The organism is Candidatus Omnitrophota bacterium (assembly GCA_041648975.1).
Classification (GTDB): Bacteria; Omnitrophota; Gorgyraeia; order 2-01-FULL-45-10; family 2-01-FULL-45-10; genus JAQUSE01.
On the sequence record JBAZNZ010000027.1, the window covers coordinates 1 to 18,528 of the forward strand.

General features: G+C 48.7%; 22 protein-coding genes. All 22 read right to left on the minus strand.

The features are described 5' to 3' along the window. Positions 1-222: 222 nt before the first annotated feature. The 22 genes from WC592_08195 to fmt all read right to left on the minus strand — a co-directional run bounded on the left by WC592_08195 (position 223) and on the right by fmt (position 18,246). Positions 223-879, minus strand: coding sequence for an N-glycosylase/DNA lyase (locus WC592_08195; GenBank protein MFA4982428.1), 657 nt, complete (start codon positions 877-879; stop codon positions 223-225). After that, positions 876-1,778, minus strand: coding sequence for an FAD-dependent oxidoreductase (locus WC592_08200; GenBank protein MFA4982429.1), 903 nt, complete (start codon positions 1,776-1,778; stop codon positions 876-878). The genes WC592_08195 and WC592_08200 overlap by 4 nt, the downstream gene beginning before the upstream one ends. A gap of 168 nt (positions 1,779-1,946) precedes the next feature. Next, entirely contained in the window at positions 1,947-2,183 is a 237-nt protein-coding gene (locus WC592_08205) for a glutaredoxin domain-containing protein (protein ID MFA4982430.1), read from the minus strand. 115 nt (positions 2,184-2,298) lie between these two features. Further along, positions 2,299-2,943, minus strand: a complete 645-nt coding sequence (locus tag WC592_08210; protein MFA4982431.1) for an HAD-IA family hydrolase — start codon at positions 2,941-2,943, stop codon at positions 2,299-2,301. Next, positions 2,944-3,339 carry a class II SORL domain-containing protein gene (locus tag WC592_08215; protein MFA4982432.1) on the minus strand — a complete coding sequence of 132 codons (396 nt, stop codon included), beginning with the start codon at positions 3,337-3,339 and terminating at the stop codon, positions 2,944-2,946. A gap of 186 nt (positions 3,340-3,525) precedes the next feature. Beyond that, positions 3,526-4,005 (minus strand): ferritin-like domain-containing protein, encoded by a 480-nt coding sequence (locus tag WC592_08220; GenBank protein MFA4982433.1) that lies wholly within the window; start codon positions 4,003-4,005, stop codon positions 3,526-3,528. A gap of 121 nt (positions 4,006-4,126) precedes the next feature. Further along, complete coding sequence (locus tag WC592_08225; GenBank protein MFA4982434.1) at positions 4,127-5,317, minus strand: flavodoxin domain-containing protein; 1,191 nt, start codon at positions 5,315-5,317, stop codon at positions 4,127-4,129. A 17-nt stretch (positions 5,318-5,334) separates the two neighbouring features. Next, positions 5,335-5,856 carry a flavin reductase family protein gene (locus WC592_08230; protein ID MFA4982435.1) on the minus strand — a complete coding sequence of 174 codons (522 nt, stop codon included), beginning with the start codon at positions 5,854-5,856 and terminating at the stop codon, positions 5,335-5,337. Further along, a complete protein-coding gene (locus WC592_08235) occupies positions 5,856-6,701 on the minus strand; it encodes a thiamine pyrophosphate-dependent enzyme (protein ID MFA4982436.1) in 846 nt (281 codons plus the stop codon). Before WC592_08235 ends, WC592_08230 begins: the two co-directional genes overlap by 1 nt. Before the next feature lie 126 nt (positions 6,702-6,827). Next, on the minus strand, positions 6,828-8,510 hold the full coding sequence (locus WC592_08240) for a 2-oxoacid:acceptor oxidoreductase subunit alpha (protein ID MFA4982437.1): 1,683 nt from the start codon (positions 8,508-8,510) through the stop codon (positions 6,828-6,830). A 12-nt stretch (positions 8,511-8,522) separates the two neighbouring features. Further along, on the minus strand, positions 8,523-8,708 hold the full coding sequence (locus tag WC592_08245) for a ferredoxin (protein MFA4982438.1): 186 nt from the start codon (positions 8,706-8,708) through the stop codon (positions 8,523-8,525). Between the two features lie 66 nt (positions 8,709-8,774). After that, positions 8,775-8,933 (minus strand): rubredoxin, encoded by a 159-nt coding sequence (locus WC592_08250; protein ID MFA4982439.1) that lies wholly within the window; start codon positions 8,931-8,933, stop codon positions 8,775-8,777. A gap of 1 nt (position 8,934) precedes the next feature. Beyond that, positions 8,935-9,561, minus strand: a complete 627-nt coding sequence (locus WC592_08255) for an MBL fold metallo-hydrolase (GenBank protein MFA4982440.1) — start codon at positions 9,559-9,561, stop codon at positions 8,935-8,937. A gap of 74 nt (positions 9,562-9,635) precedes the next feature. Continuing rightward, a complete protein-coding gene (locus WC592_08260) occupies positions 9,636-10,148 on the minus strand; it encodes a type 1 glutamine amidotransferase domain-containing protein (protein ID MFA4982441.1) in 513 nt (170 codons plus the stop codon). A 16-nt stretch (positions 10,149-10,164) separates the two neighbouring features. After that, positions 10,165-10,791, minus strand: coding sequence for an NAD(P)H-dependent oxidoreductase (locus WC592_08265; protein MFA4982442.1), 627 nt, complete (start codon positions 10,789-10,791; stop codon positions 10,165-10,167). A gap of 252 nt (positions 10,792-11,043) precedes the next feature. Then, positions 11,044-12,351 (minus strand): hydroxylamine reductase, encoded by a 1,308-nt coding sequence (gene hcp / locus WC592_08270; GenBank protein MFA4982443.1) that lies wholly within the window; start codon positions 12,349-12,351, stop codon positions 11,044-11,046. A gap of 2 nt (positions 12,352-12,353) precedes the next feature. Then, positions 12,354-12,614, minus strand: a complete 261-nt coding sequence (locus WC592_08275) for a hypothetical protein (GenBank protein MFA4982444.1) — start codon at positions 12,612-12,614, stop codon at positions 12,354-12,356. Beyond that, a complete protein-coding gene (locus tag WC592_08280) occupies positions 12,611-13,447 on the minus strand; it encodes a 4Fe-4S binding protein (GenBank protein MFA4982445.1) in 837 nt (278 codons plus the stop codon). Before WC592_08280 ends, WC592_08275 begins: the two co-directional genes overlap by 4 nt. An 11-nt stretch (positions 13,448-13,458) precedes the next feature. Beyond that, entirely contained in the window at positions 13,459-13,905 is a 447-nt protein-coding gene (locus tag WC592_08285; GenBank protein ID MFA4982446.1) for an Rrf2 family transcriptional regulator, read from the minus strand. Between the two features lie 86 nt (positions 13,906-13,991). After that, positions 13,992-15,044 (minus strand): type I glyceraldehyde-3-phosphate dehydrogenase, encoded by a 1,053-nt coding sequence (gene gap, locus WC592_08290; protein MFA4982447.1) that lies wholly within the window; start codon positions 15,042-15,044, stop codon positions 13,992-13,994. A gap of 189 nt (positions 15,045-15,233) precedes the next feature. Beyond that, positions 15,234-16,541, minus strand: a complete 1,308-nt coding sequence (locus WC592_08295; protein ID MFA4982448.1) for a CBS domain-containing protein — start codon at positions 16,539-16,541, stop codon at positions 15,234-15,236. Positions 16,542-17,298: 757 nt separating this feature from the next. Beyond that, on the minus strand, positions 17,299-18,246 hold the full coding sequence (gene fmt / locus WC592_08300; protein MFA4982449.1) for a methionyl-tRNA formyltransferase: 948 nt from the start codon (positions 18,244-18,246) through the stop codon (positions 17,299-17,301). Between the last annotated feature and the right edge of the window lie 282 nt (positions 18,247-18,528).

The window sequence follows — 18,528 nt, forward strand, 5'->3', positions numbered from 1 at the left end:
GACGTTATGATGAGCACATTGAAAATATTAGGTCTTTGTGATGGAGAAAAACGGTTTAAAAGAGCCAAGGCTGTTCGAGGCCGGATCATCGTCCCGCCGAAGGCGGGACGCCGGCCGAGTTGCCGCAGGCTCCCGTTTTTCGACTGAACAAAGACCGACCCAATAGCTATGAACGCAGGGGGAATATTTTCAGTGCTCACATAACTAGGCTTAGGTTAGCCTCTACTTAAATATGAATCCGGTCTGGAGGGACCAGAAGAGGAGGTCCATCTCTGCTAAGGGGATTCCGGTCCTGCGGGAAAAATCCCTCATCTTATCTTCTATGGCAAGATAGACCGACCTACTGCCGACCGAAGCAGGCACCCTGCCTATCACGCCGTACCGCTTAAGGTTCTTCAATATATGCCTGTCGAGTATAGCTATATCCTTGCCCAGCCCTATATTCCTCAAAAAATGGCTCGCTTCCTTATATCCATAGCCCTTGATGTTATCAACAAGCCATTCCCTGACAGCGATAGGATCGCTGAAATCGAGCCTTCCCTTTATATTGACGCCTTTGCCGCGCTTAAAGAGGTTGCGGGCCAAGACTATGAAGTCCGCTTTCTTATTATGGAACCTCACCCTGCCTTTCAGCTTCGGCTTAAGCTGACAGGCTCTCCCCTTTAAAAGTAAACCCGCATTCCTGACGTCCTTTATCGCGCGGTCGCAGTGGAGCGCGTTCGCATTAGCCGTAAGTATGCAGAAACAGAGCTCCTGGAAGATGTCCTCGTCGGCGCCTTTATGCAGACGCGAAAACCCCTTAAGCCTTTTTTTAATATCAGTTTTTATTTTTCGGTGTTGGGCTGCGAGATCTCTTACGGATAGGGCGGGACTTTTCATTTCGTCTGGTTAAGGTATTTGAATGCCGAGAGCGCGGCCTTAGAGCCTTCCCCCGCGGCTATTACGATCTGTTTTTCCGGAACATCGGTTACGTCGCCGGCGGCAAATACACCCTGGATATTGGTCTCGTTCTTACAGTTGACCACTATCTCGCCGTATTGATTCTTCTTTACGTCGTTGGCAAAATTGGAATTAGGGATAAGTCCTATCTCTACAAAAATACCCTGGACAGCCAGAAGGTCCTCCTTGCCGTCACTTATAACCTTTACCCCGGTCACCATCTTATCCCCAACGATGGTTGTAACAACGGTCTTATTCATGATAGTCACGACATTAGACTTTTCAACCTTATCCCGCATAACGGCATCACCGCCAAGAGAGGGATTAATATCTATCAGATACACCTTCTTTGCTATCTTTATAAGCTGCAGGCTCGCGTCCAGCGCGGAATTACCGCCGCCTATAACAGCAACGTCTTTTCCCGCAAAGAGCGGCCCGTCACAGGTCGCGCAATAAGTCAGCCCCTTATTTTTAAACTCTTTCTCTCCCGGCACGCCCAATTCTTTCGATACCTTGCCTGACGCTATTATGAGGGTCTTTGCCTCATATTTTCCTTTATTGGTCCTGACAACGACAGCAGACCCTATCCTGTCCGCTTCCAGCGCCTCCTCTCCCTCTTTCACGTCTATCTTATACTTACGCATATGCTCTTCAAACTTGGCCGCGAGGTCAGGACCGGTGATGAACTGGTATCCGGTATAATTCTCTATGTCGCCGCTCCAGGCAGCCTGTCCGCCGATGTCCTGCGTTATGACGAGGAAGTTCAGCCGTTTACGCGCGGCATATACTGCGGCAGTGATCCCGGCGGGTCCGGCTCCTATAATTATCAAGTCATACATACGACTTTCCCTCACAGCTAATCTGTTGTGTAATGTTAAATGTGTAATGTGTAAAGCAGGTTTAATGGGTTATTGTTTAATGTAAAAAGATTAAGCAGAGCGAATTTTCCATTACACATAATAACTTTACACCAACATTACACATTACACTTTACACATTAAACAATTTTATATCCCGAGAGCTTCTTTTATCTTCTCTTTGTCGAATCCCACTATTATGCTGCCGTCTATCTCTATGACCGGCACGCCCATCTGTCCCGACTTCTTTATCATCTCCTGCGCCTTATCATGATCTGAAGAGACATCGATATCGGTGAACTGTATATTGTTCTCTTTGAGGTACTGCTTCGCCCTTATGCAGAACGGGCAGGTTGCTGTGCTGTAGACCGTTACTTGTTTATCCATGTCTTTCTCCTGTTTTAATGTTACCTGATGTTACATGAGGTTCCCAAAAGTTCCATAAGGTTACATTTTGTAACCCTATGGAACATTATGCAACCTTAGGCAACTTTATGCAACCTCATCTTACTATATCCTTCAACTCCGCCATATCACCTATCGTAAAATCGGGCTTCAGAGGCTCGACCTCTTCGGCCTTACCCAATCCATATGTCACCCAACACGCCCTTACGCCGGAATTCTTTCCCGTCTCCACATCTATTGCCATGTCGCCGACGATGACCACTTTATCTTTTTCCAATTTTAACTTCGGGAGGATCCTGTTCAAGACACAGGCGGAAGGCTTAAGGCAGGTCTCGTCGTCACCGCCGAATATATCTTCGAAGTATTCCCTTACGCCCAACCCGCGCAGCGTAATATCGGCAAACCTGTTGTACCTGTTCGTTATAATGAACTTTCTTTTGTATTTAAAATATTCCAGGACTTCTTTTACGTGGGGATACAGCCTGGACTTGTCGGCGGAATGTTTCGGATAATACCGGCTGAATATATCTTCCGCCTTTTGCGCCAGGGCTATATTATCTTCTCCCAGGCTCTTTTTCACAAGATCTTTAACGCCCGTGCCGATGTACGAGACTATAAGGTCAGTAGGCTTATTCTTCAGGCCTAGCGATTTGAGCGTATAATTTATCGCGTCTGCTATATCCTCCTTCGAGTCGACGAGCGTTCCGTCGACATCGAAGAATATGGCGTCTGCGGATATCATCTACTTTACTTCAACGGCTTTTGCGCCCTGCCATAGGCCGTGTATATTACAGTAGGATACGGCCAGGATCGTCCCGGGCTTGTCCGTCTTCATGGAGAATGTCGTTTCCGAATGCGTAAATACGGTGCTCGTGTTCGGGCCCTGGACCGACGCGCCGTGCGAAGAGAATTCGGCCTTTCCTATCTGATAAGGATACTTTTCTCCGCTCGGCAGGAAATAAGCCGCCATCCAGGCGATGTGATGCTCGGTTGTGTTAGGGTGGGCTATCTCTTTGCCGACGGTCAATATCACCTTGAAGAATTCGCCCTTCTTAACATTGTCGGGGGAATCTATCACCGGAACATGTTTTTCCGTCTTCCAGTCCGCTGTCTGCAACACTTCTTTCAGTTCAGCCATAGCTTTCTCCTCAAATAATCCGTTTTTCGTTTAAGGTAACCTGCCCGACCGACTTAGCTTCTTTCGAGCAGGCGGGCGATGCCCGTATCATATACCGGTAACGGTTACGGCTTTTTATGCCGTTACCTTTACCCTAACCGATACGGGCCTCATCACGGTTACCGTAACCAACTTATTGAGTTTTACTTACTTCTCAATCAAGTTCTCGAACATCTCTTCATGGCCTATCTCTTCGCCCATGATGTGGCATGCCAGCTGGTATGTATCGTGGTCCTTACCGAACGTCTTCTTGGCTATCTTGTTATACACGTCGATAGCTCCGGCTTCGGCGGTCGTCACGATCTTTATTATCTCGTCGTAATCACTCAGATTCTTCATGACTCCTGGATACGGAGCATTGGCATTCTTCGCCAGGTTCCCCGGAACGTTCGTCGGAAGCCCGCCTAATTCGATTATCCTGTCGGCTAATTCCGTAGCGTGCTCAAGTTCGTCCTTGGCGATCTTATCCAGGAACTCTGCCATATCCTCATACCCCTTGCCTTCTACCGACCTTGCCATATACCACCAAGCATAATACGCAAGCCACTCGTCACAATACGCCCTGTCCAGATCCTTTACAAGTTCCTTAAGATCCACCCCTACTATCTCTCTTGCTTTCTTTCCCATCTTTTACCCTCCGATTTGTTGCAATTTTACTCTAACAAATCGTCCCGAGGATGTTGCAGCCTTCTACAGACATCCGAGGGACCACCTCATTTTGCTATTTTAACAGATGCCCTAATTCCATTCAAGGTTTAATCCTTTTCCCAAAATTTACCCCGCATTCGTAAAGGTTCTTCTTGTCGTTCTCATCCGGCATATATTTTATACCGACGGACGGCTGGGCTATTTCAATGCCCGTCTCTTTCAATTCCTTCTCGATAGAGGCCGCGGCGCCGCCTGACCATCCGTAAGAACCGAATGAGGCCGCAAGCCTGTTCTTTGGTTTCAAGCCTTTTACGAATTCCATGAACCCCGCCATAGCCGGCAGCATATCATTGTCATGCGTCGACGAACCCATAATAAAGCCTTTCGCGTCGAGCATCTCCTTGACTACTTCCGTCCTGTCCGATTCGGCTATATTGAACAGCTTGAAGCTGACCCCGGCGTCGGCCAAGCCTTCCGATATTAGGCGCGCCATCATCGCCGTGGCGCCCCACATCGTCTCATATACGATAACGACCTTCGGCTTGACTTCGTTCTTTGCCCACGGCACATACGAGTTCAATATCTTCATCGGGTCCTTACGCCATATTATCCCATGGCTCGGCGCGATCATCTTTATGGATATATTCATCTTCTGCAAATCTTCGATCTTTTTCAATATCAGGGAACTGAGCGGCCACAAGATATTCGCATAATACTTCGCAGCCTCATCCATAAGCGCGCACTGGTCGACCTGGTCGTCAAAACGTTCGCTCGACGCGTAGTGCTGGCCGAATGCGTCATTAGGCATAAGGAGCTCTTCTTCGGCACAATATGTAAACATGCTGTCCGGCCAATGGATCATGGGCGCCTCGACGAAAGTGAGCGTCCTTTTCCCGAGTTTTAATTTGTCGCCGGTCTTCACGACCTGAAAATCCCAGCTCTCGTAATAATTCCTGTAAAGACCCTCTTTGCATTTCTGAGTGCCGTATACCTTCGCCTTGGGGCAAAGTTTCATCAATGCGGGCATCGCGCCCGAGTGGTCGGTCTCGACGTGGTTGGCTATGACATAATCTATCTTCTCCGGCGGGATTATTTCCCTTATCCTCTCTATCATCTCCCCGGCGAAAGGGCCGTAAACCGTATCGACCAGGGCTATCTTATCGTCTATGATGAGGTAAGAGTTATAAGTCGAACCCCGGCTCGTTGAATACGTATGGCCATGAAAACTCCTCACGTTCCAATCGACAACACCGACCCAATAGATTCCCTTTTTTATCTCAATAGCTTTCATATATATCCCCTCCTGATCTACTTTTGCTGCTTCTCTCCCCTGATGAATGTAGGCGCCGAAGGCGGTGTCGTGCCGCGCTTCACCTGGTGATAATAATCGTATGTCATCGGCTTGCCCTGCTTGACTATTTCCGCGCATGTGATCTCGCCTAAAAAGAGTGTGTGCGTCCCGCAATCGAGCTTTCCCGCGACCTTTGCTTCCAGATAACAGATGGCGTTTTCCAGCACAACAGGGCAACCTGACGCAAGCCTTATGTGTTTTATCTCTTTGAATTTCTCCTCTTTCCTTCCTGTCTTAAAACCGAACTTTCCTATAAATGCCAGCGGCGTGGATTCTTCCAGTATGGATACCGAAAAACGGCAGCTGCATTCTACATATTCATGCGTCAGGTTCTTCTTATTCAGGCTTATAGCGAGGGTTGCCGGTTCGCTCGTTATCTGGAATACGGTATTCGCTATCTGTCCGTTAAGGGAATCTCCCTTATTGGAAGAGACTATATACATACCGTAACCTATATTATGCAGGACGTTTTGATCCATTAAACAGCCTCTTTCAGTATCCCGCTGATCTTGGCCACTCTATCGCTTTTGCCGGCAGCCTGCCCGGGAAAACCTTCCTCGAACACAGGCGCGTCTTTTTTGTAAAAGACCCCGAGCCCGATGGGCGAATCGCTGTTATAATCCCATTCCCTTATCTTATTGAAAGCCTTAGAATAGTCGGACGGATCGTGATCTTTTAGCGGGTAGGCACGTTTTTCGTAATATTCATACATATTGTAATAGGTAACGCATACCTGCAGCACATCGACGATGGCGAAGCCCTTGTGCACGATCGCCTGCTTAAACAGATCCTTAAGCATGTCTATGCCGTGAGACGTGCCCCGCGCGATAAAGGTCGCGCCGCTTGAAAGCATAAGCTCTAAAGGATTAATCGGATTTTCTTTCGTCCCCAGCGGCGTAGAGCGCCCCTTAAAACCGAGCGGAGATGTCGGCGTATATTGTCCGGTCGTAAGCCCATAGACCCTGTTGTCGTGGATAATGGCCGTCATGTTAACGTTTCTTTTGGCTGCGAATATCAGGTGTTCCAATCCCTCTCCGTAGGCGTCTCCGTCGCCGGCATGGCCGATGACTTTTAACGCGGAATTTGCGGTCTTTATGCCGGTAGCCGCGGGAAAGACTCTGCCATGTAAGGAATAAAAGCTGTTAACGTTCATATAATCCACTATCTTTGCGTGGCAGCCTATCCCCGAAACGAGCACAACATTCTCCATCGGCAGGCCTTCGTCAACAAGGGAATTTAAAACGGCTTTCATTGCATTCATTATCGCAAAGTTGCCGCAGCCCGGACACCAGGTATTCGTGGTTTTTGTTCCCAAATCCCTCATTTAATACGCTCCTACTAACGGTTGTTATTCTTTTAGGTTACGTAAAGTTAGAGAAGGTTAATTAAGGTTATGTAAGGTTACCGTGCCTTTACAACATTACGTAACATTCACTAACCTTACGGAACATTATGTAACCTTTTTTAACTTATCCTTCAGCTTTCCCTTGAGTTCCTCCACCGAAAACGGCCTGCCGTCATATTTCAATATCTTCTCGTGCGCGTCGAGGCCGTAGCCATTGATCAACTTGACCAGCTGGGCGGTCGCGTTACACTCTACCGCTATTATCTTCTTCACACCCTTCAGGGCCTCTTCAAATTGCCTTATAGGAAACGGAGAAAGCACGAGCGGCTGTATTACTTTAAGTCCCAGCTCTTCCGCGGCTTCTATGCAAACGCCCTTAGAGGACCCCCAGCATAAAATGGCTGTGGACGAACCCTTTTTACCGTATATCCCGACCGACACGTGCCTCTCTAATTCTTCGGACAGCCATCTCTCTTTGCGCAGGCGCTTATCCTGCATCTTTTCGGTCAATCCGGGATCTTCCGTAGTTATGCCATACTCATCGTGCTCATAGCTGTTCGATTTTATGATCGCGTCCTTATCCGAAGGAAAAGTCAGAGGAGAAACACCATTCTCCGTGATAAGATATCTCTTATAAGCGCCGTTCCTGCCCCATAAAAGAGGCTTTTCTTCCTCGATCTGTCCCGCGGCGCTTTCCTCAAAACTGTAAGTGCCTTCACCAAGTGTCTTGTCAGAAAGTATTACGGAGGGGATCTGATATTTCCAGGATATATTAAGAGCAGCCTCGGCCCAGTAGAATGCCTCTTCCGCATCGCCCGGCGCAACTACGAAACGCGTAAACTCGCCCTGGCCTGCGTTCAAAGCGAAACCCAGCTCCGTCTGGGAACTGTATGTAGGCAGGCCGGTTGATGGCCCCGGCCTCTGGCCGAGAACGATGACGACGGGCAATTCCGCCATGGCGGAAAAACTAAAGCCCTCCGTCATGAGACAGAAACCTCCGCCCGATGTCCCGACCGCAGCCTTTTTACCGCAATAAGCGAATCCCAACGCCATCAGTATCACGGCTATCTCGCTCTCAGGATGTATAATTTTGAGCGACATATCCGAAGCGATCCCCGCAAGGAAATGCAATATCGGCGAAGTAGGCGTCATAGGGTACGATATATAGGCGTCAAGCCCGCCTTTTACGAGGCCGAGCGCGATCGCTTCGTTCCCGCTGATAACCGGCTGAGCGTCCCGTCCGAGCGGTTTTATCTTTGTCAGCTCGCAGGTGCCGTCATATCCTTTTCGGGCAACCTTTATATTAGTATCCGCGTCCCTGGAAAATTCCTTCCTGACGACTTCCTCTAACACGCCCCATGGCACGCCTATCGCTTTGCAGAGCGAGCCTATGGCGCACGTGTTGCGTGTGATCTCGGGGGCATTCTCTTCTTTCAGTACGCTCCCGTAGGAAAGAGCTATCGACAACTGTCCCTCGGGCAGGAAAGACGGCTTCACCGTATCTGAGTCATAGATTATGACCGCGCTCTCTTTCAACCTTATTTTATGAAGGTCTACTGTATCCTGGTTCAATGCGATCATGAAATCTATGTTGTCGCGATGCGCCGATACTTTCTTCTCCGACGCCCTTATAATGGAAAAAGTGTGGCCGCCTCTGATCAGCGAAGGATAGTCCCGGTATACATACATCCGGTAGCCCAGCCTGTTGATAATGCGCGCAATCACAAGGCTCGCCTTGTCTACGCCAAAACCGGCCTTACCGCCTATCAGGATAGAGAATTCATTCATTCGTCTTTTCTCTTATGCTATGGCTATAGCCGTAACAGGACATTCGTCCAGGGCCTTTTTGCACGTCTCTTCAGCCGCTTTAGGGACTACGGAACCTATCACTACAGCCTTGTCGTCTTCCATCTTGTAAACCTCGGGGCATGTGTTAACGCACAGCCCGCAACCGATACATACTTCCGGATCTATTTTTACTGTCATTTTTTGGCTTCTCCTCTCTTTAGTTATAAGCTTTAAGCTGTAAGCTTATAGCTTAAAGCTTACGACTTACAGCTTTACGAACTCGCTCTTAGGCGCGCCGCATTCGGGACAGACCCAACTGTCAGGCACCTTGTCGAAACTCGTTCCCGGCTGGACCCCGTTATCGGGATCTCCTTTCGCCGGATCGTAAATATAACCGCATACCGTGCATTTGTATTTGTCCATGTCAACTCTCCTTTTTTAGGATCACTACCTCTATCTTACCTTTTAATAGATCCCGGAACTTCTGGGCCTGCTTCGGCGAACCGTAATGCATCGGTACGGCGAATTTCGGTTTTATGATAAGCGCTGCCTCAGCCGCTTCCTCCGCGTTCATGACATACGTCCCGCCCACCGGAAGAAGCGCGACGTCGCACCTGTAACCATTCATCTCCGGTATGAGATCCGTGTCGCCGGCATGATAGACAGATACGCCGCCCATCGTCACAATATACCCTAACTTACCGCTGTCTTTCGGATGAAAAGGCTTGCCGATATTGTAACCTGTCACGGCCCTTATGGCAATATCCAAAACCGTAACCGTATCTCCGGCTGACATTGCCTTAACCTCTTTCAAGCTTGACGCCGCTGACTTCAGGTTCTTCACTACCTCGAAAGAGCCGAAGAGGCATGTACGAGGCGAAGATATCGCCATTATATCATTCCTGGAAAAATGGTCAAAATGCTCATGCGATACCAGTATGATATCGGCTATCTTGTCCTTTACGGCAGGCTTATACGGATCAAAATATATTGTTTTCGGCCCGTCCCACCTGAACCCGGAGTTCCCAAGCCAATGTATCTCTTTAAGCATAAATATTACTAAATTATTTCTTCTTGCCGCCTTTTTTAGGCTTTTTCGTTCCGCAAGATCCGCAGCTCATAATTTCACCCCTTTCCTATAGTCTGTTTCAATATCTCCCTGCAGAATGCAGGCAGGTCGTAAGGATTGCGCGATGTGATGAGGTTACCGTCAACGACCACTTCTTTATCTATAAATTGCGCGCCCGCGTTAATTACGTCGTCCTTTATCGCGGAAAAGCTTGTTGCCTTCCTGCCTTTCAATATCCCGGCGGACGCGAGCACCCATCCGCCGTGGCAGATCGAGGCGACTACCTTGCCCTTATTATACATATCCCTCACAAATCTGTTTACATCGTCATAGCGCCTCAATATGTCGGGGGCGTATCCACCCGGCACGACCACCGCCGCGAAATCATCGACTTTCGCTCTCTTTATTGAAAGCTCCTCTGCCGCAGGATATCCTTCTTTGCTCTTATATTCTTTCTTCGTGCCGGTTCCTACTAAAACGGTTTCCATGCCCGCTTCCCGCAGACGCAGGTAAGGATACCAGACTTCAAGGACCTGATACTGGTCTTCAACAAGCACGGCTGCCTTCATGATCGGTCTCCTCCTGTTAGAATAAGAGCGCTGCCTCTTTTGCCGAGGCCTGGGCTTCCTGTATCGCTTTCTTCTGTAGGTCAACGCCCATATCCATCGGCTGGGCATTGACGAAAGTTATATCGGTTATGCCTATAAATCCAAACGCGGTACGCAGATAAGGCTCCTGCAAATCATATCCCTTCATCGGGCTCGCCTGGCTATAATCTCCGCCGCGGCTCGTCACGACTACCATCTTCTTATCCTTGGCCAGCCCTTCCACGCCTTTATCTGTGTAGCGGAAAAGATACCTCGGCTGTAATATGATGTCGATATATTGTTTCAACGGATAAGGAATGCCGAAGTTCCACATCGGGGTGCTTACAAGATAATCGTCCGCTGAAAGAAAATCGTTTATATAACGCTCTATGTTTTTCCATGCGTCTTTCATGTTCTTATCTACTTCTTTGCCGCTAAGGAGCATGTATTTCCCGTACACCATCTTGACCACGAGAGGCTGCATATCTTCTTCAAAAACATTTACCTCAGCTATCGCGCAATCGGGATGCTCCTTCTTAAACGCCTCCAAGAAAACGCGGCTGACCTGAAGCGTCCGCGAGTCTCTACCGCGGGGAGAGGCTATAATGTGCAAGAGCTTATTCATATATTATACTTTCTTAAAACGGTGTTCATATTTATTGATTAATATATAATATGGCCGGAATATATATGAGTGCCTGATGTCCTATTTTATTGACTTTTTTCCACCCTGCTGTCTCCGGCCTTTATTATATCATAACATAAAAAAATAGGCAGTTTAATGTCATACCCAGGACTTTCTAGCGCAGCCCTCTTTGCAGTGCGCGACCGGCCTTAACATATAGTGTATCGTCACTCTCATTCAGATCACCCCTTTCTATTTTTTAACCGCGGTTTTCTCTCCAAATATATCCGCCAGATCCTCATCCGGCGTCTTTATCAGCTTCAAGTCGAATTTTTCCTGCAGCACTTTAAAGACATTCGGCGTAATGAAAGCCGGCGGGGTCGGGCCCACTCTTATACCTTTTATATCAAGGTAGAGCAGCGTAAGCAGGATCGCCACCGCTTTCTGCTCGAACCATGACAGCACAAAAGAGAGCGGCAGGTCATTGACCTTACAGTTAAAAGCCTTCGCAAGCGCTACCGCTATCTGGACAGCGGAATACGCGTTATTGCACTGCCCGATGTCGATAAGCCTTGGTATGCCGTCTATTGAACCGAAGTCCATCTTATTGAACCGGTATTTCCCGCAGGCAAGCGTAAGTATAACGCAGTCTTTAGGGACACTCTCGGCAAATTCCGTATAGTAATTTCTCCCGGGCTTCGCTCCGTCGCATCCGCCGATCAGGAAGAAGCGCCTGATCTTACCGGATTTAACAGCGGCGACTATCTTATCCGCCAGCCCTAATACGGCGGTATGGTGAAAACCGGTCCATATAGACTTGCCGGCTGCCTCGTGTAAAGGCGGCAATGACCTGGCTTTAGCTATGACTGCGGAAAAATCCCTTCCTTTTATATGTATCGCTCCGGGTATTCCCGTAATGCCGACGGTAAAGAGCCGGTCCAGATACGAATTTTGCGGAGGGATGAGGACGCAATTCGTCGTAGCAAGTATCGCCCCGCTGAAAGACGAGAACTCTTTCTTCTGCTCCTGCCAGGCCCCTCCGTAATTGCCTGCCAGATGTTTGAATTTTCTCAGCTCAGGATAACCGTGAGCAGGAAGCATCTCGCTATGCGTGTAGATGTTGACGCCTGTCCCTTCTGTCTGTTTTAAGAGTTCATAAAGGTCCAAAAGGTCGTGTCCTGTGACGAGTATTCCGGGCCCTTTCCTTGTCCCGGTCTTCACTTCGGCGGGAGAAGGCAGACCGAACCTCTGGGTATGCGCCTTATCGAGAAGTTCCATGACCTTTAAATTCATCTCCCCGCATTTTAACACCATATCGATGTGCTGAGAAAGATCGAAGCTTACGTTCGTTACGGTCTTGAATAAAGCTTCATGCATAAAGGCGTCGACCGATTCGTCTTTGGCGCCGAGTTCCCTGGCGTGATAAGCGTACGCCGCTATGCCTTTTAAACCGAAAAGCAGGATATCCTGGAGGCTCTGGATATCTTCATTCTTACCGCACATACCCACCTTTGAGCAGCCGGTTCCGCCGAAGGTCTGTTCACATTGATAACAGAACATAGTCATGCCCCTTTCTCTTTTTTGCCATCAGATTTCGATTTCATATACTTATCATATTTATCTTCCCCAACGCATTCTTTCGCGTATTTACACCAGTCCAGGCAGTTCTGTCCCTCTTTACGCCTCACCTTATTTTTGCAATTATCGCAAGTCCCTTCGGCCTCATCCGTCCATATTTCTACGTCCTTGCCGCAAAACGGGCAGGTGACATTTTCGGGCTGCGGATGTTTGAACTTTTGCGAACCGGGACATTCGAATATCATTTAAGCCTATCCCCCTTGATACCTATGACCACTGTTTTAAAAGGTATATCCTTGCCTGATCCCGCTATAGCTTCCTTTATTATAGGGACCATCCCAAAACAGCACGGGACTTCCATGTGCGCATAGGTTATCGACTTTATATTATTATTCTTAACTATCCGGCCTATCTTTTCTTTATACACCTCAGCGTCGTCCAGCTTAGGGCAACCCACAAGGAGGACCTTCCCCTTTAGTAACTCCTGATGGAAATCAGCGTACGCGAACGGGACGCAATCCGCGGCTATCAGGAGCTCCGCATTATTAAGGTAAGGAGCGGACGGCGGGATGAGATTTATCTGAACGGGCCAATTCCTAAGCCCGGATCGGAGTTTTGCGCCGGCGCCGCCCTTATCCTCCCTCTTCCCATCTTTTCCGAGATCGATTATTTTAGAACCAGGGCAGGGGCCTGCGCCGTGCCCATGGTGATGAGAAGCATCTTCAATAGGAATATTTATCCTCTTCTCCTTCAAGAATTCCATCGCCTCTTTTAGATATCCCGATTCGCCGTGCTCCTTCAGGTGCTCAAGATGCGCTTTTATTACGTTCTTACCCTGATTTACGATATTCTTCATGACCTTTCTCTCGTCATACTTCTCAGCCTCCCGCTCCTCGATCGTTATCGCCCCTTGCGGGCAATGGCCTATGCACGCGCCGAGCCCGTCGCAAAAGAGATCGCTTATGAGGCGCGCCTTCCCGTCTATGATCTGGAGGGCGCCTTCCGGGCAGTTCGGTATGCAAAGGGCACATCCGCTACACTTACCCTCGTCTATCTTGATCATCTTTCTCTTAGCCATAATGCCCTCCCTTACCGTATGAGGCTCCCTATCGTTATGCTTTCCAGTTCGGCGGTAACATAGCGCTCGATCCCGTCTATCTTGCTCTTCAAGGCGCATCTCTTTCTCCTGGGGCACAAGCTCTTCATGAACAGACACTCGTTCAGCTTAAGCGGACCCTGAAATACATGTATGATCTCTGTCAAAGATATCCTCTCAGCCGGCCTTGCCAATTTAAAACCTCCTCCTATCCCTCTCTGAGAAACTACAACGCCCGCCCTGCTTAAGGCCTGAAGTATCTTTCTTAAGAACGGCGTCGGTATCTTCAGGGCCCTGATCATTTCCGCGGTGGAGACGATTTCACCGTTTTTCCCGGCTATGAATATTACGGCTCTCACGGCGTAATCGGTATTCCTCGTTAACAGCTTCACTTCTCCCCCGCTATTTTGATTATTAAAATGATACCATCTTAGTATCATTTTGTCAATTAAAAAATCGCCCTTTTTATTGGGCGATTTTTTAATTGATCCCGAGGCCGGAAGCCGAGGGGTCTCAGCATATTTTTCTACAAACCTTTCTTGATCATGTACTCGATCAGGTCGACAACCCTCATCGAATATCCCCATTCGTTGTCGTACCAGGCTATGACCTTGGCGAAGTTCCCGCCGATAACTTTCGTCATCTTTGAATCGAACGTCGCGGACGCCGGGTAGTGGTTGAAATCTACCGATACCACATCTTCATCAGTATACTCAAGGAAGCCTTTCATCCTGCCTTCAGACATGGCCTTCATGGCATTATTTATCTCTTCGGCCGTCGCCGCTTTCTTCAGCATGCACGTCAGGTCGACTACCGATACGTTAGCTACTGGGACTCTCATGGCAAACCCGTCAAGCTTCCCCTTAAGTTCCGGGATGACGAGCCCTATCGCCCTTGCCGCTCCGGTAGAGGTCGGTATCATGGAAAGCGCCGCCGCCCTGGCCCTGCGCGGATCTGAATGAGGCAGGTCCTGGAGACGCTGGTCGTTCGTATAGGCATGCACCGTCGTCATGAGCCCCTTCTCGATCCCCCAATTATCATTAATGACCTTCGCCACGGGACCCAGGCAGTTCGTCGTGCACGACGCGTTGGAAATGACCGAGTGGTTCTTGGGATCATACTTATCCTCATTGACGCCCATCACGATAGTTATGTCTTCCCCTTCTGCCGGAGCGGATATGATGACCTTCTTTGCCCCGCCTTTGGTTATATGGTTTACGGCTCCTTTTACCTCTTTACCCTTCTTATTAACGCCGTCGTTCTTTATGGTGAAGAGGCCTGTGGATTCCACTACTATATCTACGCCGAGAGCCTTCCATGGTAATTCACCGGGATCTCTCTTCGCGAGGACCTTTATCTCTTTACCATTGACCACTATGGAATCAGCGCCTGCCTTCACGTTGCCGCCCGGAAAACGGCCGTGCACAGAATCGTACTTTAACAGGTGCGCCAGCGTCTTCGCGTCGGTTATGTCATTGACGGCAACAAGTTCCATCGACCTGGAGTTCCTCTCTAAGATCGCCCGTCCCACCATCCTGCCTATCCTTCCGAAACCATTGATACCTACCTTTACTGCCATTTTTGCTACCCTCCGATTTGTTATTGTTTTACTCTGACAAATCGTCCCGTGATTTGCCATCATCTCACATGAAGCAAATCATCCCGAGACGCTGTATTCTTACTCATACGACGAGGGAATACATATAATAAAACCTTTACTATTTCATGCGGCGAGGGGCTGCCTCATAGTCAAATACTTACCCCTATTCTACCTGTTCCCGCGTAAAAACACAAGAAAATCGCTTGGATTGACCACTCCGAGTATGTTCCCGGTCTCGTCCTTTACTATAATAAGCTCCCCTTTTCGCGCCTCGACCTTTTGCAGGGCCGATTTAAGGGATGTCTGGGGGCTCACCGTTATGAACCGCCTCTGCATCACTTTGGTCACCGAAGAGTCCAGGTCCTTTACGAAAGCCTCCGGTATCTTGAACACGACCTCCTTATCGATGCTCTTCAACTTCTCCCTGATAAAATCGTAAAGCTTTGATATCAGTATCCTTTTATAACTTATCGCAATCGGGGTGAACGGCTTGCCTTCTATAAAATTAAGATGGGTCTCGAAGCTCGATTGGCCTGCCTCCTGGTCCACCGATAGAAGATATCTCAAAGAACTGTCCGGTATCTCATCTACTCTATCCTCCGGGATAGCCGCAAGATAGGACAACTCGCACGCATCCTCTTCATCGAGGTCCAGGAAAGGGTATTTGTCTTTTATATATTCGGAGAGTTCTCCATCCTGGTCCCTGAAGACAGGGACGTATTTTTCAAGCGTATCGATCGCGTCGGCCAGAAAGACGCCCAGGGCCACGTCTACATTATATAGAAGGCCGCTGACCACCATGGCCGCGTCGTCGGATTGGCCCGGCCCTACATGGTGGCGTATATATAAATACCTTATATATTTCTGCTTCGAATGTCTTTCCTTGGTATCGTCCACTATAAGGCCGCAGGACTTGTAGTGGCTTATCCTGTCCCCCTGCTCCTGGTGGGCGAGCATCTCGCCGTCAAGACACATCTCTTCCATGTATTTAGTATTGACAAGGTAACACTTCCCGTATCCTATGTTAATACCGTAGATCTCCTGAGTCTTCCTCCTGATATCCGGATCGTCTCTCAATCCTCCCAGGTACAACCCTTTAAGTATGTCATGGTAATTGACGGTCCGCTCTTTAAATATCGGCATCCCAAGGAGAGGTTTGCCGTTCTTGGTGACGAGCCTGTCCCTCGGGTCGTCCGCAAGCGCGCTATCGACAAACTCTACTATCTCGTCGATAAGCTCCTGTCTCTTAGCCTTAACCACTCTGGGAGACCTCCCGAGCGCGCTTACTATATCATCGATGGTAGTATTGACATAGAAACGCTTATTGAAGCTGCCCGCCCCGTTATGGGCGCGGCCCTCTATCGACTGCATCATGATGAGATCCTCGACCCGCGGAATGACGCACAGCCTCTCCGAAGTCTTCAGATTATGGAAATCCTGCTGTATCAGCTCTCTTGGCGCTATCTTCTTTGGCATGGAACCTTCCAGTTAACATGGTGTGCATCCGCCGAAGCATACCTTCCGCGAAAAACATCTTCGGCGAAGGCGGATAGACTAAAAATTATATCACATGCGTATTCTTATTTAAAGATTTATTACTCAGCTTCAACCTAAGCCTAGTTATTCGAGCACTGAAAATATTTCCCCAACGCTTTATCTACGGGGCCGGTCTTTGTTCAGTCGAAAAACGGGAGCCTGCGGCAACTCGGCCGGCGTCCCGCCTTTGGCGGGACGATGATCCGGCCTCGAACAGCCTTGGCTCTTTTAATATCAAAAAGTTCTTATATATAACCGTTTTTCTCCATCACAAAGACCTAATATTATTCCCGCCCTCTGCCATACTCTGGCGGGATCCCGCCCCGTATTAGACTCTAGGCGGGACAATGTGCTCATCATAACGTCGGCTTAGGTTTTATCTGTTCCGCCAGTAAAATTTCTTCGCTATCTTAAGCGACGAATCTCGTAAACGCTTCTATATGGAAAATTTACGGGTGATGCTCCTTCCAGACTTTTTCGCTATCAGGGCGAAGTTTGGGATGGGGTATTTAAGATACCCGCATAGAATATACCGATATATAATGACTTCAGTGTCAAGTTAGACCGTTATCTACCCCTTTGGGTATAGAGAAATAGTCTGATTGTAAACCCCAAACGAGCCCTTATAAGAAAAAGTCGAAGGAGCAGCAGGACCCGTAAATTTTAATACCATGCCGGACTGGGGTGAACGAAAAATTTACTTGCCCAACACATACCTGACCGGGATGCGGTGGCCGCGGAAGAAGGAATCGCTGTCGAGGACCTTCTTACCCTCGAGCTGGAGATATTTCACGGCAATACAGCCCGAACCTGCGCGCACGATAACGCCCCGGCCCTTTGCTATCTCCAGCACCTCGCCATGCTCAGCGTCTTTCACGGCAACAGCGTTATCCGGGACCTCTGTCTGCAACACCTTCAGGATCTTCCCTTCATAATAAGTATATGCGCCGGGCCACGGGATCAGCCCGCGGACCTTATTATGGATCTTTTCGGGGGGCTCTTTCCAGTCTATGAGGCCGTCCTCTTTCTTCAGCTTGGGCGCATACGTCGCCGCGGCACCGTCCTGATTTTCAAACTTTAACCCTTTGCCCGATTCGATCGCGTCTATAGTCTCTATCAATACCTTTGCGCCGAGTCCGGCCAGCTTCTCGTTTAAAGTAATATTGGTGTCTTGATCCTCTATCGGTATTTCCCTCTTGGTTATTATATCCCCTTCGTCCATCTTTTCGTTTATCCTGATTATTGTAACGCCGCTGGACTTTTCTCCGCTTATCACGGCCCAGTTCGTCGGAGCCGCTCCCCTGTATTTGGGCAAGAGCGAGCCATGAAGATTAATAGAATAAAATTTCGGCACGGCAAGCACATTTTTTTTCAATATCTGCCCGAAAGATATCACAACGAAGAGATCGGCATCCAGTTCCCTTAAATAGTTTACCGACTCCTCACAGGAAACGTCTTTCGGCTGGAATACCGGGATCTCTTTTGTCAACGCAAGCACCTTTGTAGGCGGCGGCGAGACAAAAAGATTCCTTCCCTTTTTCTTGTCCGTCTGTGTTATAACCGCCAGCACCTTGTGGCGCGACCCGATAAGCGCATGCAGCGAAGGCATCGCAAATTCTGACGTTCCGAAAAATACTATCTTCATCCAACTATCTCCTTATATAAGGAAATTTTTGTAGCTCCTGCACTCTAACCTAAGCCTCGTTATTCGAGCACTGAAAATATTTCCCCAACACTCTAGCTACAGGGCCGGTCTTTGTTCAGTCGAAAAACGGGAGCCTGCGTCAACTCGGCCGGCGTCCCGCCTTCGGCGGGACGATGATCCGGCCTCGAACAGCCTTGGCTCTTTTAATATGCAAAAATGCGTATATATAACCGTTTTTCTCCATCACAAAGACCTAATATTTTCAATGTGCTCATCATAACG

Excerpts from the sequence above, each read along its gene's own strand:
- WC592_08195 (MFA4982428.1), bottom strand. The coding sequence starts at position 879 with ATGAAAAGTCCCGCCCTATCCGTAAGAGATCTCGCAGCCCAACACCGA.
- WC592_08200 (MFA4982429.1), bottom strand. The coding sequence starts at position 1,778 with ATGTATGACTTGATAATTATAGGAGCCGGACCCGCCGGGATCACTGCC.
- WC592_08205 (MFA4982430.1), bottom strand. The coding sequence starts at position 2,183 with ATGGATAAACAAGTAACGGTCTACAGCACAGCAACCTGCCCGTTCTGC.
- WC592_08210 (MFA4982431.1), bottom strand. The coding sequence starts at position 2,943 with ATGATATCCGCAGACGCCATATTCTTCGATGTCGACGGAACGCTCGTC.
- WC592_08215 (MFA4982432.1), bottom strand. The coding sequence starts at position 3,339 with ATGGCTGAACTGAAAGAAGTGTTGCAGACAGCGGACTGGAAGACGGAA.
- WC592_08220 (MFA4982433.1), bottom strand. The coding sequence starts at position 4,005 with ATGGGAAAGAAAGCAAGAGAGATAGTAGGGGTGGATCTTAAGGAACTT.
- WC592_08225 (MFA4982434.1), bottom strand. The coding sequence starts at position 5,317 with ATGAAAGCTATTGAGATAAAAAAGGGAATCTATTGGGTCGGTGTTGTC.
- WC592_08230 (MFA4982435.1), bottom strand. The coding sequence starts at position 5,856 with ATGGATCAAAACGTCCTGCATAATATAGGTTACGGTATGTATATAGTC.
- WC592_08235 (MFA4982436.1), bottom strand. The coding sequence starts at position 6,701 with ATGAGGGATTTGGGAACAAAAACCACGAATACCTGGTGTCCGGGCTGC.
- WC592_08240 (MFA4982437.1), bottom strand. The coding sequence starts at position 8,510 with ATGAATGAATTCTCTATCCTGATAGGCGGTAAGGCCGGTTTTGGCGTA.
- WC592_08245 (MFA4982438.1), bottom strand. The coding sequence starts at position 8,708 with ATGACAGTAAAAATAGATCCGGAAGTATGTATCGGTTGCGGGCTGTGC.
- WC592_08250 (MFA4982439.1), bottom strand. The coding sequence starts at position 8,933 with ATGGACAAATACAAATGCACGGTATGCGGTTATATTTACGATCCGGCG.
- WC592_08255 (MFA4982440.1), bottom strand. The coding sequence starts at position 9,561 with ATGCTTAAAGAGATACATTGGCTTGGGAACTCCGGGTTCAGGTGGGAC.
- WC592_08260 (MFA4982441.1), bottom strand. The coding sequence starts at position 10,148 with ATGAAGGCAGCCGTGCTTGTTGAAGACCAGTATCAGGTCCTTGAAGTC.
- WC592_08265 (MFA4982442.1), bottom strand. The coding sequence starts at position 10,791 with ATGAATAAGCTCTTGCACATTATAGCCTCTCCCCGCGGTAGAGACTCG.
- hcp (MFA4982443.1), bottom strand. The coding sequence starts at position 12,351 with ATGTTCTGTTATCAATGTGAACAGACCTTCGGCGGAACCGGCTGCTCA.
- WC592_08275 (MFA4982444.1), bottom strand. The coding sequence starts at position 12,614 with ATGATATTCGAATGTCCCGGTTCGCAAAAGTTCAAACATCCGCAGCCC.
- WC592_08280 (MFA4982445.1), bottom strand. The coding sequence starts at position 13,447 with ATGGCTAAGAGAAAGATGATCAAGATAGACGAGGGTAAGTGTAGCGGA.
- WC592_08285 (MFA4982446.1), bottom strand. The coding sequence starts at position 13,905 with ATGATACTAAGATGGTATCATTTTAATAATCAAAATAGCGGGGGAGAA.
- gap (MFA4982447.1), bottom strand. The coding sequence starts at position 15,044 with ATGGCAGTAAAGGTAGGTATCAATGGTTTCGGAAGGATAGGCAGGATG.
- WC592_08295 (MFA4982448.1), bottom strand. The coding sequence starts at position 16,541 with ATGCCAAAGAAGATAGCGCCAAGAGAGCTGATACAGCAGGATTTCCAT.
- fmt (MFA4982449.1), bottom strand. The coding sequence starts at position 18,246 with ATGAAGATAGTATTTTTCGGAACGTCAGAATTTGCGATGCCTTCGCTG.